At 72.5% G+C, this 12,973-nt stretch carries 10 protein-coding genes, 1 tRNA gene and 1 pseudogene; 3 read left to right on the forward strand and 9 right to left on the reverse strand.

Translation table 11 applies throughout. From position 1 onward, the window contains the following. Positions 1 to 3: 3 nt before the first annotated feature. A complete protein-coding gene (locus tag ABZ899_RS20340; protein WP_361347872.1) occupies positions 4 to 654 on the forward strand; it encodes a hypothetical protein in 651 nt (216 codons plus the stop codon). Positions 655 to 896: 242 nt separating this feature from the next. On the opposite strand, the gene ABZ899_RS20345 is transcribed toward ABZ899_RS20340, so the two are convergent. From ABZ899_RS20345 to ABZ899_RS20355, 3 genes and pseudogenes are all read right to left on the reverse strand, one after another. Further along, entirely contained in the window at positions 897 to 1,862 is a 966-nt protein-coding gene (locus ABZ899_RS20345; protein WP_361347874.1) for a DUF5926 family protein, read from the reverse strand. A 139-nt stretch (positions 1,863 to 2,001) separates the two neighbouring features. Continuing rightward, positions 2,002 to 2,641: pseudogene (locus ABZ899_RS20350) on the reverse strand (ATP-binding protein). A gap of 153 nt (positions 2,642 to 2,794) precedes the next feature. After that, positions 2,795 to 3,622 carry a glycerophosphodiester phosphodiesterase gene (locus ABZ899_RS20355; RefSeq protein ID WP_361347877.1) on the reverse strand — a complete coding sequence of 276 codons (828 nt, stop codon included), beginning with the start codon at positions 3,620 to 3,622 and terminating at the stop codon, positions 2,795 to 2,797. 269 nt (positions 3,623 to 3,891) lie between these two features. Between ABZ899_RS20355 and ABZ899_RS20360 the strand changes: the two genes are divergently transcribed. Together ABZ899_RS20360 and ABZ899_RS20365 are read left to right on the forward strand one after the other, a co-directional pair. Then, positions 3,892 to 5,355: a trypsin-like peptidase domain-containing protein gene (locus tag ABZ899_RS20360; protein WP_361347880.1), complete on the forward strand. Its 1,464-nt coding sequence runs from the start codon at positions 3,892 to 3,894 to the stop codon at positions 5,353 to 5,355. 84 nt (positions 5,356 to 5,439) lie between these two features. Beyond that, a tRNA-Ser gene (locus ABZ899_RS20365) sits at positions 5,440 to 5,524 on the forward strand. A gap of 144 nt (positions 5,525 to 5,668) precedes the next feature. Here the strand turns inward: ABZ899_RS20365 and ABZ899_RS20370 are convergent. The 6 genes from ABZ899_RS20370 to ABZ899_RS20395 all read right to left on the reverse strand — a co-directional run bounded on the left by ABZ899_RS20370 (position 5,669) and on the right by ABZ899_RS20395 (position 12,973). Next, positions 5,669 to 7,057: a site-specific integrase gene (locus ABZ899_RS20370; RefSeq protein WP_361347882.1), complete on the reverse strand. Its 1,389-nt coding sequence runs from the start codon at positions 7,055 to 7,057 to the stop codon at positions 5,669 to 5,671. Between the two features lie 65 nt (positions 7,058 to 7,122). Next, positions 7,123 to 7,308 carry a helix-turn-helix domain-containing protein gene (locus ABZ899_RS20375; protein ID WP_018892556.1) on the reverse strand — a complete coding sequence of 62 codons (186 nt, stop codon included), beginning with the start codon at positions 7,306 to 7,308 and terminating at the stop codon, positions 7,123 to 7,125. Positions 7,309 to 7,467: 159 nt separating this feature from the next. Next, on the reverse strand, positions 7,468 to 8,718 hold the full coding sequence (locus ABZ899_RS20380; RefSeq protein ID WP_361347885.1) for a DUF3631 domain-containing protein: 1,251 nt from the start codon (positions 8,716 to 8,718) through the stop codon (positions 7,468 to 7,470). A gap of 352 nt (positions 8,719 to 9,070) precedes the next feature. Further along, positions 9,071 to 9,973 (reverse strand): bifunctional DNA primase/polymerase, encoded by a 903-nt coding sequence (locus tag ABZ899_RS20385; RefSeq protein ID WP_361347888.1) that lies wholly within the window; start codon positions 9,971 to 9,973, stop codon positions 9,071 to 9,073. A gap of 212 nt (positions 9,974 to 10,185) precedes the next feature. After that, complete coding sequence (locus ABZ899_RS20390; RefSeq protein WP_361347891.1) at positions 10,186 to 10,662, reverse strand: hypothetical protein; 477 nt, start codon at positions 10,660 to 10,662, stop codon at positions 10,186 to 10,188. A 208-nt stretch (positions 10,663 to 10,870) separates the two neighbouring features. After that, positions 10,871 to 12,973, reverse strand: coding sequence for a hypothetical protein (locus tag ABZ899_RS20395; RefSeq protein WP_361347894.1), 2,103 nt, complete (start codon positions 12,971 to 12,973; stop codon positions 10,871 to 10,873).

Consider the following 12,973-nt stretch of genomic DNA (forward strand, 5'->3'; position numbering starts at 1 on the left):
CCTATGCCGCGTCATTCCAGGGGAAACAGGGCACCGTCGTCGCATCGCCGCGGGCCCCGCCAGCGAAGAGTCCGTCTGATCGCCCTCGCGTCCGTCGCGGCGGCCGCGATCGCCCTGCCACTGGCCTGGGCAGCCGCCGGCCAGGTCGTCGAGGCCGGCCGGTCCACGGCCGACGTGCCCGCCAAGGACGCCCCGGCGCGCTCCTCGCGCGAGGGTGCCGCACACCCGTTCCCCCGCGCCGACGCGAAGGCGCCGTCGGTCGAGCCGTCCGGGCTGCTCGGCCTGGGCGTCGCCACGGCCGTGCGCTGCGGACCCGAACTCACCTCGCCCGAGGGCGTCGAGGCGCAGACCTGTGTCCTCACGCAGGGCGAGGAGACCTGGGCGCGCACCTACTACCGCAACGCCACCGGGGGTGTCCTGGACTCCGTGCTCAGTCTGATGGGGCCCGAGGGGCGCACGATCCGGATGCGCTGTGCGGTGGGCGCCGGGGACGAGCCGGGGACCTGCGAGACGCCCCGGCAGCGCACCCGCGCGGGAGCCGACGGCTACACGGCGGTCACCGAGTTCGCGGAACGGGCCGGACGCCGGGCGCTGTTGCTGCGTTCCGCCAGCAACTCCGCGCCCGCGTCGGCGGGGTCGACCACGGGCGGTTGACACCCGGCGGCGTTCCGTAAAGGGCCGCGCACATGGAAAGACCCGGTTGCTGGCGACGGGGGATGCACCAGCAACCGGGCTACTGGAACGGTAACAAGAAGTCGGCGGTTCGCAAATTCGATCCGGGCTTTCCAGTCACGGACTCCCTTGCTCCGCACGGGAGTTGTGATCGGATTCATCCCTCGCGGGCGGGCGCGTCCCGCTGAACCGCCGTTCAGCCGGGGACGGGCCCGCCCTCCTGGTCAGCTGAGGGTGACCTGCCGGTTGGTGAGCCCGCCGCGCGCGCGTCGCTCGTCCGGCGTCAGCGGAGCGTCGGTGGCCAGGGCGCCGGCCAGCCGCTCGGCGAACTCGGCCGCCGGCTTCTCCACGTCCTCCGCGCCGACACCGCTCGGCAGGTCCCAGACGGGCACGGTCAGGCCGTGAGCACGGAAGGAGCCCACCAGGCGGGTGCCTTCGCCGAGGCTCGACGCGCCCGCCGCGTGCAGCCGCGCGAGCGCGTCCAGAAGCTGCTCCTCGGGGTACGGCATGACCCAGCGCAGGTGGTTCTTCTCCGGGGTCTCGCACCAGTAGGCGGAGTCCACGCCGGTCAGCTTCACGGTCGGGATGGCCGCGGCGTTGGCGCGCTCCAGGGAGGCGGTCACCTCGGCGGTGGCGTTCTCCGCGTCGGGGACCCAGAACTCGAAGCCCGAGTGCACAACTGGCTCGAACGCGCCTTCGGGGTCGAGCAGGTCCTGCAGCCGCGGGCCGTCGGCTGGGGCGCGGCGGCCCTGGACCGGGGTGCCCGGCTGGGCGGCGAGGGCCTGCTGGAGGGTGTCGGCGAGGTCGCGGCTGATGTCGCCGGAGGCCGTGTCGTTCTGCAGGCCGAGGAGGACCGAGCCGTCGTCGCGGCGCAGCGCCGGCCAGGCCATCGGGAGCACGGTGGCCAGGGTGACGGACGGGACGCCCTCGGGGAGGCCGCCCTTCAGGGGCAGCTCGGCCGTGGCGGCGGGCACCAGCTCGCGCAGGGCGACCCAGTCGCACTCGCCCGGCAGCCCCTCGAACGGGCGCTGCACCAGCTCGGTCACCGCCTGCGCGGCGGCCCGGCCGTGACAGGCCTTGTAACGGCGGCCGCTCCCGCAGGGGCAGGGCTCGCGTGCGCCGACGACCGGGACCTCTCCGTCGGCGATCTGCGGGCGCTTGGCCTTGGTCTGGGGTCGCTTCTTGGCCATCGTGGGTGTCTCCCGGTTACGGCTGTCTGGTACGGGCGCGAGCCTAGCCGTTTCCGCCATGGTCGACGGGAGCCTGGGGACGGAGGACGCGCGCGTGCCGGGAGGAGGGGTGGTCCGCGGCCCGTGGGCCGACGGCCCGTCAGTCCAGGTCGTCGAAGGCGTCCGTGAAGCCCAGGCCGGGGATGGCGCTGACCGCCGGGGCGGTGACGCGCGTAGCGAAGTCGTCGCGCCGGTGCCCGGCGTGCGCGGCTCGGACGTCGTCGTGGACGACCACCCAGACCGTGACCTCGCCGTGGACGTCGTCGCGTACGCCCCAGTCGTCGGACAGGGCCCCGATGATGTTCAGCCCGCGGCCGCCGTGCGCGGTGACCGAGGGCGTCGCCGGAGCGGGGCGGGTGGGCCCGCCGCCGTCCGTCACCTCCACGGTGAGCCTGCCGCCGCTGTCCACCCGCCAGGCCGCGCGGACGTCGCCGTCCCCCGCCAGGGAGTCGCCGAGCGGCCGGCCGTGTTTGCACGCGTTGCTCAAGAGCTCGGACAGAATCAGTACGGCGTCGTCGATGACCGATTCCGGGACCCCGCCGCTGCGCAGCTGCGCCCGCATCCGGTGCCTCGCCTTCCCCACGCCCGCAGGACCATGGGGAACGGCCATGCTCGACGACGTGGGCACCTCCTGTGCCACCACCAACGCCACCCCCGAGACCTCCTTCGCCCCCACGCCACGGAGTGGATGCCCTCTTGGCCTGGACCGGAAACCGGCCAAACAAGGTCCGGTGACGCATTCGCCCGACCGAACACGCAGCGAACGCGCCGGAGCACTCCCTGTCACGGGATGGCTGGAATCCGGCGGTGTGGCTGAGAGTGGAGGATGAGGCCGCCGGGCCCACCGGGTCAAGAGGTCGTACCGGGATTGCGCCGTAGCGCCTGCGGGAGGCTCAGCGTCCGAGCTGGTCCAGCACCGCGCGCGGGCGGTTGGTGATGATGCCGTCGACGCCCAGCTGGACGCAGAGATCGACGTCCTGGGGGTCGTTCACGGTCCACACGTGCACCTGGTGGCCGACCGCCTTCAGGCGCCGCACGTACGCGGGGTGGCTGCGCACGATCCGGATCGAGGGCCCGGCGATGTGCACGCCCGCGGGCAGCCGCCCGTCCCGCAGCCGGGGCGAGACGAACTGCATCAGGTAGGCGGTCGGCAGGGTCGGCGACGCGGCGCGCACCCGGTGCAGCGAGCGTGCCGAGAAGCTCATGACCCGTACCGGGGACTCGGCCGGGGTGCCGGGCGCGTCCAGTCCGAACCGTTTCAGCAGGTGCAGCAGGCGCTCCTCGACCTGGCCCGCCCAGCGGGTGGGGTGCTTGGTCTCGATCGCCAGCTCCACCCGGCGTCCCGCGTCGGCGACGAGCTCCAGCAGCCGTTCCAGGGTGAGGACGGAGGTGTCCTCCGGGTCCTCGGGCCGGACCTCCCAGTCCGGCTCCTCCGCGCGGTTCTTCCACGAGTCGCGGTTCCGGCGGGAGCCGAAGTCCAGGGCGGCCAGGTCGGCGAGCTCCAGGGCGGACACCGCACCGCGGCCGTTCGACGTGCGGTTGACGCGGCGGTCGTGGACGCAGACGAGATGGCCGTCGGCGGTGAGGCGGACGTCGCACTCGAGGGCGTCGGCGCCGTCCTCGATCGCCTTCCGGTACGCGGCCAGGGTGTGCTCGGGGGCGTCCTCGGAGGCTCCGCGGTGGGCGACGACCTGGATCTGCTGCTGCCGTGCGTGGGTCACCGCGTCATGGTGCCACCGCGCGGGGGTACACGTGCGACCGCGGTGGTCGCGTCAAGGATGGGATTGTGCCCGTCTAGTGAGAAATGACCTATATAAAGAGTGGCCGTGGACCCACAGGCACCGCTTATGGTGCTCTGACGGCCGTTGGGAAAAGCTGACCGCATACAAATAGGTATGCACAGCCGAGCGCACCGACCGCCGAGGATCAAGCGTGACGGGCGTGCCCGCGTGCGACCGAAGACACCTGCCGTGGATCGAGGAGAGAAGCTGTGAGCACCGAGAACGAGGGCGCCGCGGTACCCCCGGCCCCGTCCGCACCCCCCGTACCGGTGGATGCTCCCGCTGCTCCGGCCTCCCCGGAGCACCCCGCTCCCGAGGGCGCGACGGCGCCGCTCCCGCCGGTTGCGGCCGGCAGCCCGTACGCCGCCGGCCCCCAGGCACACGGCGGTGGCGACGGCTTCCACACCCCCGCCTCGCCCGCCGCCCCGGACGCCTCCTGGCCACCCCCGCCGCCCTCGGGCACGTCCCCGTACGGCGACGGCGCGGGCGGCGGCATAGGAGCCGGCGGCATGGGCGCCGGTGGCTGGGGTGCCACGTACCAGCAGCCCGCGCCGAAGCCGGGCCGCGGGAAGGGCGGCATGCTCGCCGCCGTCCTCATCGCCGCGCTGGTCGCGGGCGGCCTGGGCGGTGGCCTCGGCTACACCCTGGCCAAGAACGACGACAACACCTCCTCCACGACCGTCTCCGCCCCCGACGGCGGCTCGGTCAAGCGCGACCCGGGCACGGTCGCGGGCGTGGCCGCCAAGGCGCTGCCCAGCACCGTGACGATCCAGGCCGAGAGCAGCAGCGGCGAGGGCGGCACCGGCACCGGGTTCGTCTTCGACACCGAGGGCCACATCGTCACCAACAACCACGTCGTGGCCGACGCGGTGGACGGCGGCAAGCTCACGGCGACGTTCCCGAGCGGCAAGAAGTTCGACGCCGAGGTCGTCGGCCACGCGCAGGGCTACGACGTCGCGGTGATCAAGCTCAAGAGCGCCCCGTCCGATCTCAAGCCGCTCACCCTGGGCGACTCCGACAAGGTGGCCGTCGGCGACGCGACCATCGCCATCGGCGCGCCCTTCGGCCTGTCGGACACGGTCACCACCGGCATCATCAGCGCCAAGAACCGCCCGGTGGCCTCCAGCGACGGCACCGGCAGCAACGCCTCCTACATGAGCGCCCTGCAGACCGACGCGTCGATCAACCCGGGCAACTCCGGCGGCCCGCTGCTGGACGCGCGGGGCAACGTGATCGGCATCAACTCGGCGATCCAGTCCACCGCCAACGGCATGGGCGGCACCGCCCAGTCCGGGTCCATCGGCCTCGGCTTCGCCATCCCGATCAACCAGGCCAAGTACGTCGCCCAGCAGCTGATCAAGACGGGCAAGCCCGTGTACGCCAAGATCGGCGCCTCCGTCTCCCTGGAGGACACCAGCGACGGCGCGAAGATCACCGACCAGGGCGCCGGCGGCTCGGACGCGGTCGAGCCGGGCGGTCCCGCCGCCAAGGCCGGCCTCAAGCCCGGTGACGTCATCACCAAGCTCGACGACACGGTGATCGACTCCGGCCCCACCCTGATCGGCGAGATCTGGACCCACAAGCCCGGCGACAAGGTGACGATCACCTACGAACGGGACGGCCGCACCCGCACGGTCGACCTGACCCTCGGCGCCCGCACCGGCGACAGCTGATCCCCCGCCCGGGCCCCACACACCCCGCGCACCGCACCAGGCCGGTACGCTGTACCCGCTCCGCCCCCGGCGGGCCGGAGCGCGGGTGGGTTGCCCGAGCGGCCTAAGGGAACGGTCTTGAAAACCGTCGTGGCGCGAGTCACCGTGGGTTCAAATCCCACACCCACCGCTTGCAGGCCAGAGAATTAGCAGGTCAGCGGGCCCGGCTCCGGGATGGAGCCGGGCCCGCCGTGTTCAGCCTGTCTCACCCCGGACCGCCCGTATCCCACGTCTGATCAGGACGTGTGGGCCATCCGTGGGCCAGGATCCGGGCTCATTGGTCACCCCTCAGCCCCTTGTCGATCAGGTCGTTCGCGAGCGCCTGCTGGCCCCGGAGAATCTTGGCGTAGAAGCGGAACAGCACGGTGAGGCTGTGGCCGGCCCGCCGCGCGACCTCGACGGGATCCACGCCCGAGTTGATCCACAGGGAGACCCCGGCGTGCCGCAGCGAGTACGGCACGTCCGCGAGCGGCGTTGCGGCCTCGGCCTTCGAGAGCGCCTTGACGCGGGCCCGGTCCCAGACCTCGCAGTACTCCGTGGACCGCACCCGGCCGCCCCGCGCCGCGCGGAACAGCCGCCCGTCCGCGGCGGTGCCGTACGTCTTGATGTGCTCGCGCAGCATCCCGACGAGCACGGGCGGGATGGGTACGGGCCTGGTCGCCCGGCGGGCCCGGCGCTTGAGACCGCGCTGCTCGTACGACGCTCCGTCGTCGGTCCAGCCGGAGCCGACTTCGGGACGGCTTCCGGCGAGGACCAGCTCGCCCCATCCCGACTCGGGCAGTCGGCAGTCCGCCGCGGTGAGCGCGGCGATCTCGGACGGGCGCATGGCCGCGTAGTAGAGGCAGCCGAAGAACGGGGCGAGGTGGGCGCCCCGGGGCCCCTGCTCGCGGACCGCGGCGATCAGGTCGGCCGCCTGTTGGGGGTTGGGGACGTATCGGAAGTCGACTTCGTCGTCCTTGGCCGGCGGATCCCAGTCGACGCGGGCGAGCGGGTTGGCGGACAGGACGCCCTTCTCGATCGCGTAGCGCATCGCGTTGCTGAGTACCATGCGCTTGCGGTTCGCGGTGTTGTCGGCCGCCGGCTCCCCGTTGAGCTTGCGCGACAGCGCGTCCAGCGCGGCCCGCGTCCGCTCGGGCTTGGCGGCCTCGGTCACCTTCACGGAGTGCTTCGCCGCCCACGCGAGCGCGGCCACGACTTCGGCCGGCGGTTCCTCCGCTTCCGAGCGGGAGACGAAGACGCCCTTGTCCGTCGGTGTCGCCCGGAACGCCCAGGCGTAGAGCGCCAGGCGCAGCACCTCGGGCTCGGGGGCTCCCCGTGTCGTTGACAGGAACGCCGGGGTGACCGTCGCGAGCGCCTCCGCGATGCTCGCCCGGTGCTTGGCGGCGGCCTTCGGCCACTTCATGACCGCGTAGGCCACCGCGTGCTCGTACCAGGTCGGCGTGTTGAGGGCGTCCAGCTCGCTCGCGGGCAGGCCCGTCTCCTCGTCGAACTGTTCGCGGTTGCGGAGCGCGGCCAACAGCTCCGAACGGCGCCCGTCCGCCTGCACCTTGAGCTTGAAACTGCGCGAGTGCGGGCGTGCCCCGACGCGCCACCGCAACTCGAACGGCTTCGGACGGTTCTTGCGGGCCCGGATGGACCAGATGTCTACGTCGTACGTGAGCATGTCTCTCCAAAGGAGAGAGGGCCCGCCGTATGGCGGGCCCTCTCGGGGGATCAGGGATTAGCGGATCAGGCAGCTTCCTCGCACCCGGACAGCCAGGAGTCCAAGTCCGACCGCCGCACGCGGAGCTGCCCGTTGGGGAGCTTGATCAGGCGCGGGCCCAGGCCACGGGCGCGCATCCGGTAGAAGGCGGCTCGGCTCATGCCGAGTTCGGCGAGGACTTCGGGAAGCTTGAGCATCTGCGGGCGGGCCATGGCTGTGTGCTCCTCCGTCTTTCTTCCTGCTGGGGGATCCGCAACATCCGCCACGCCGCAACACGGCTGGTCAGCGGCTCGGATCTGTGGCGGATCGCGGTCGTGTTGCGGATGGGTGCCGCCACACCGCGCGTGTGGGGCACCGGTCGAGTGGTCGGCTCAGCCCGCGATGCGGAGCGGGGCCGTGGCGGCTTCCGCGAGGCTGTGGCGGACGCTGTGCCGGTCATCCGCCACAGATTCACCCGTGCTGATCTGCGGTGTTGCGGATGTTGCGGATGTTGCGGACTCCTGAGGGGGCGGGGGGCAGTAGCGGGTCCAGGCGTCGGAGAGGTCGTCCGCGTAGTACCCCTTCGGTGTGCCGGACGGGGTGCGGATGCCTCGCGGCTTGATGGGCTTGTTGGCGGGCGTGACGTACTGCCCGAGCAGCTTTGACAGCATCCGCGAGTTCAGCGGCTTGTCGTCCACGTCGGCCCACGGGGCGTCGTCCAGGGCGAGGAGCATTTCCAGGATGACGGCGGTGGGCATACGGTCGGCCCCGCAGAACACCTTGTCGCGCATGTCGGTGAGCAGCCGGATCCCGAGCGATGCCTCGTCGCTGTCGTGGGCGGCGTTCACCAGTTCCAGGCAGGCGGCGCGGCCCCGGCGTGGCCAGTCCCCGCCAGCGGCCTCCGCGACGGCGAGGAGCGGCTCCCACACGTCGGCCGGCCGGTCGGTGACCCCTTCCGGCAGTTCCGGCCAGGAGCCCGCGACCTGGTCGCGGACGCTGTCGGCCCACCGCGCGAGTTGGTCACGCAGCGCGTGGCCTTCCTTCTCGTTGAGCCGCAGCCGGTAGGGCTCCACGTGCTCGTTCGGGGCCCGCTTCCGCATCCGGATGATGACGGAACGGGTCAGGATCGTGTCCGGCAGTGAGCCGAGACCCGCCATGGCGACGGCGCAGAAGGAAGAGAACCGCTGCACGCTCTGATTGGCTCCGTCCCCGACGCACCGGAGCATGGTGCCGATGCGCCGGTACCCCGAGTTGAGGAAGCCGCGGACCGGTTCGTTGTCGCCGGCCTTGGGGCCGAAGACGGTGTCGATCTCATCGAACAGCAGCGTCGGCCGTCCCTCGGCCGCCTCCACCAGCCGGAACAGGGCGTTGGGCGAGGCGTTCACCGTGGCCTCGGCGCGCGGCACGAGGGTTTCCACGATCTCCAGTGCGCGGGACTTCCCGGAACCCGGCTCGGGGGACAGGAAGGCGAGCCGGGGGGTGGAGTCGAAGCAGTCGAGCAGGTGGGCGTGAGCGTCCCAGAGCGTGACGGCGACATACGCGGCCTCGGTGGGAAAGACGTTGAAGCGGCGGTGAAAGGCTTCCACCTCGCCCAGCAGCGCGGCCCCGTCGACGGTGGCCGGGATGTTCTCGGGCCCGGTCATGCGGCGGCCCTTCCTTCCTGGTTGGTTCGGATCGGGCAGACGGCCCGGTGATCGACGTGCTCGGCCACGAGTGCGGCCACCTTGCGGTGGCCGACGGCGCTGCGATCCCGACCACAGGCGCATGTCGATGTCGCCGTGGGGATCGCGCCGCGGCCGGGTGCGGTCACCCGCAGCCAGGCGACGGGGCGACGTCCATCGGCCGGGCGCGGGTCAGGACGAACAGCAAGAGGGACGCCCTGACGGGCGGCGCCCCTCGGGCGCCCAGCGCCGTCCGTGGTGGGGGCCGGTTCGGCGGGGCTGGGCCGGTCACCGGTCCGGGGCGGGCTTTTCAGTGGAGGGCGCGGGCGGGCGCTCATGCCGTCTCCCGGGGCCGGGCGGTGCGGATCGACCAGTTCAGCGCGCTGCGGAGGGTCGAGCGGCACTCGTGCGGCTTCAGCCCGGCGGACTCTCCCGCTCCCTGAAAAGCCTCCTCGACCACGTGCCGGGGGATGTCGCCCCACGCGACGAACCGCCCCAGGGCGCGGGCGGCCTCGAACAGCGTCCGCTCGCGCATGCCCTCGGGGGCCTGCTCGATCCGGGCCCGTTCGCGCTCCAGGGCGACGGTGGCGCAGCGGCCGGCGTTCCTCGGGAGGGCGAGAGCGAGCGGCCGGACGGGTCGCGGCGTGGGCCGCAACAGCGCGAGCAGCCATCCGGGCAGCGGCGCGACCGGGGCCGGGTCGGTCACCTCGTATGCCCCGGCGGTCGTGGTGCTGCCGGGGGCCACGACGTAGCCGCCAACGGCCCGGGTGTCGATGTGTGGCCCGAGGACGTCCTGTGTGTTGGTCAGTCGCACTCCGTCCGGGGCGGTGAAGTACAGGTGGGCTCCACCGCTCGCGGTCCGCACCCGGTAGGTGGTGGGGACGGTATGCCCGGCGCGCTCGCAGAGCGCCATGAAGGTCGTCGCGCCGTACGGCGCGTCCGAACTGCCCTTGCCTTTGGGCACGTCCAGGTCGACGACGAGCAGCCCGGCCGGGCCGGTGGCGATGCCGACGTTGAAGGGGCCGGCCGCCCACGCCGTGCGGATGCGGTTGGGGTCAGTGGTGGCGCGCTGCTCCCACTTGCGGTGCCCGGCCGCGCATTCGCCCCAGCCGGTGCAGCTGCTCTCGCCGTGGAGCGCGGGCCGTTTCCCGCCCGGCCGCAGGGGGATGACGGGCCAGCCGCGTGCGGCGGCGTCCAGCGCTGCGGACAGCAGCGCTGGTCGTGTGTCATGGGTCATGCTGGAGACCTCCAACAGGTCTGTTGCGGACTGGTTGGGCGAGGGCGGTCCCGGTCTTTGGCGAGAGGGGGACCGCCCTCGGCGTAGCTACTCGCAGGTGCACTCGGGCACGTCGCCGTATCCGGTGTCACCGCACTGACAGCCGTGGGCGTAGGGGTCGGTGTCGTCGGTCGGTGCGCACAGTTCGCGGCCTCGGAAACGCGCTGTTCTCCTCAGCGGTGGTTGATGGTGCCGGTGGCCCTGCCGAATAGGCCGTTGGCCGTGATGTTCTGGGTGATCGGAGTCGGGGCCGCTGTGTCGCCTCCGCGGGCGACGCGAAGCAGGACGGGGATGGCGACGACAGCCGCGACGACGAGGGCAGCGGCGGACCACAGGGCATGGGTCATGGCGATCAGTCCTGGTGCGGCGTAGGAGAGGCCGATGCCGGCGGCGGCGATGCCGCCGCCCACGGTCGGCGCGAGCAGGGCGGTGGTCTTGGCCCACGCCGGGATCGGGGCCGCGGCGGGGGCCGGTGCGGCCGGGACCGACGCGGGCTGCTCGGTATAGGCGAGGGTCTGCAGGCCGTTCGAGAGGGTGACCAACTGGACACCGGGCGGGATGTCCTCGGGCCGCAGGACGACTGGTCGAGCCGGTCCGGACACCGCGAGGGGCGGGATGGTGGTGATCTCGTACGGGTTCTGGGGGTGCACAACGGAGTCCCTTCGACGGGACGGGCAGCACTCCCGGTGGCGGGGTGCTGCCCGTGCTCGCTTGTCGTGTCGGTTGTCGTCCCGCTTGTCGTGCGGCTTGTCGCTTGTCTTGTCTTGTCGCTTGTCGCCCCGCTGGTCAGAGCCGGTTTTCGGGGCTCACTGGGCCACCCACGGGCCTTCTCGCGGATGGGCGACAAGCCGCAGACGTTCACTCCTCGGGCGAGGCACCGGGTGCGTGGCGGCGGTGGACGTAGCGGGCTTTGGTGCCGGTGCCGACCCGTACCGCGGTGCCGTCCTCGGTCCACGCCTTGAGCCAGCCGACGACGGTCTGCCGGGTGGTGCCGTGTTCGTCCGCGAGCGCGCGGGCGATCGCGGACGCTCCGGTGCCCTCGGGCCCGGCGGCGAGCAGCAGGGCGAGCGCGGCCTGCCGGGCGGCGTTGTCCTCGTTGCGGAGCGCGGACAGGTTCAAGCCTGGTGTGGGCGGCTGCTCGGGTTCCCGGGCGGGGTGTCCCGATTCGGAGGCGGTGGCGAACTGGGCGTCGATCTGCTCACGGAACTTCCGCGCCAGTTCGTCCTCGCTTAGCGGATCGGCCGACCGCTCCTCGCGGAGCGCGGACAGGTTCAGTCCGTCGGTGTGACCCTGCTGCCGCTCCTGCTCCGTGGCCAGCGGGGCGGCGTGGTCGCGCATCCACGCGGTGCGGACGTGGTCCCAGCGCCGTGAGTAGTCCGGTCCGGCCGCCTTCGCGGACGTGGCGTCCAGGGTCGGGTGCCGGTCGGAGGTGGCGGTGACGATGTCCCGGATCTGGTTGGGCAGGATCCGCCAGGACTTGAACAGCGAGGCCGGGGACTCGGGTGTGCCCATGAACCCGGCGCCCTTGTAGGGGGCCTGGTCCACGCGCAGCCCGCGGGAGCCGGGGAACTGCTTGCCCAGATCCATGCCCTCGGTCTCGCCACCGGTGAGCGCGACCCGCACCTTGGCCTCGCGGCGGATCATCAGGTTGCCGAGCACCGCGCCGGTGGCCCCGAGCGCGGTCAGCACGGTGCGGATGCCCATGGCGCGTGCGATCCGGATCACTTCCAGGATCTTCTCCGCGAGCTTGCGCGACTCGCGGTCGCTGCTGGCCAGGATCTCCGCGCCCTCGTCGATCACGATCATGATCTGCGGGATGCGGTCGCTGATCGGCAGCAGATCCGTGTTCGCCTTGGACATCAGGTCCTGGTAGGCCATCTTGCGGTGCTTGGCGATCCGCACCGCCGCGTCCAGCATGAGCGCGGCTTCCTCGTGGGAGGCGGCGAGCCAGTCCACGCCGGGCCGCATGCCGTCGGCCGTCCGCCCGCTGCTGTCGAGCGCGGGCCGCACCCAGGGAAGGCCGGCCGATCCGGCGTTGAGGTCGATCACCCAGGTCAGGACATCGGTCGCGCGGGCGAACCCGGCGAGGATCGTGTGGACCATGTTCGTCTTGCCCGAACCGGTCGGGCCGACGACCAGAGCGCACTGCTCGCGCAGGTAGGCGCGGATCTCGTCGGCGTTGGTCCGCAGTCCCCAGGGGATCCCGGAGTGCAGGGAGAGGGGCCCGTAGTCGGAGGGGTAGGTGACTTCGGCGGCGAGCACGTTCACGGTGGTCACGTCCACCAGCACGCGGCCCTGGTCGATGCCCTGGGACGCGGTGGCGGTGCAGCCGTGCGGCAACCGCGCGTCCGCCGACAGCCGCGCGGATTCCCGGGCGATCCTGTCGTACGTAATGCCGCCCGGCGGGAGCTCGGCGTCGATGGTGAACCCGGTCCCGGTGGGCCACATCTCGACCGCGAGCACGCGCACGGTGACGCCGCACACCCGCTGGATACGGTCCACCCACTCCGCCGCGATCTGCCGGCGTTCGGCGGACAGCTCGCGGGTGACCTGCCGTTCCGCGGCGGCGATGGACTCCAGCTCCCGCGCCTCCTCGTGCAACAGCGTGGCCCGGGCGGCGGCCCCCATGCCCACGCCGATGGTGGCGAGCGAGCCGAGCGCGGCCCAGGACAGCGGGCCGGTGAGCATGGCCCACGTCGTCCACCCGGCTCCGACGAGCCAGGACGCGGCGCGCATCCCGACGGTGCGCGCGGCGAGGCGGTCACGGATGCTGGTGACGGTGTGGCCGATCGCGCCCGCGGCGCCGACGGCGAGGACCCAGCCGGGCGGCATCCCGGCGGCGGCTCCGGTGGTGGCGACGGCGAGGCATCCGGTGGTGGCGGACAGAGCGCCGGTCACGGGTCCGTGACCGGCCGCCCAGTCCCACACCGGGCCTGTATCGGCCTGTGTGGTCGTGCTCAT

The sequence above is a fragment of the Streptomyces sp. NPDC046859 genome, from assembly GCF_040645135.1.
Lineage (GTDB): Bacteria > Actinomycetota > Actinomycetes > Streptomycetales > Streptomycetaceae > Streptomyces.

Bases quoted from the DNA above. Each gene is read 5' to 3' on its own strand.
- ABZ899_RS20340 (WP_361347872.1), top strand. From the start codon at position 4: ATGCCGCGTCATTCCAGGGGAAACAGGGCACCGTCGTCGCATCGCCGC.
- ABZ899_RS20345 (WP_361347874.1), bottom strand. From the start codon at position 1,862: ATGGCCAAGAAGCGACCCCAGACCAAGGCCAAGCGCCCGCAGATCGCC.
- ABZ899_RS20370 (WP_361347882.1), bottom strand. From the start codon at position 7,057: ATGCTCACGTACGACGTAGACATCTGGTCCATCCGGGCCCGCAAGAAC.
- ABZ899_RS20375 (WP_018892556.1), bottom strand. From the start codon at position 7,308: ATGGCCCGCCCGCAGATGCTCAAGCTTCCCGAAGTCCTCGCCGAACTC.
- ABZ899_RS20380 (WP_361347885.1), bottom strand. From the start codon at position 8,718: ATGACCGGGCCCGAGAACATCCCGGCCACCGTCGACGGGGCCGCGCTG.
- ABZ899_RS20385 (WP_361347888.1), bottom strand. From the start codon at position 9,973: ATGACCCATGACACACGACCAGCGCTGCTGTCCGCAGCGCTGGACGCC.
- ABZ899_RS20395 (WP_361347894.1), bottom strand. From the start codon at position 12,973: ATGAGCACGACCACACAGGCCGATACAGGCCCGGTGTGGGACTGGGCG.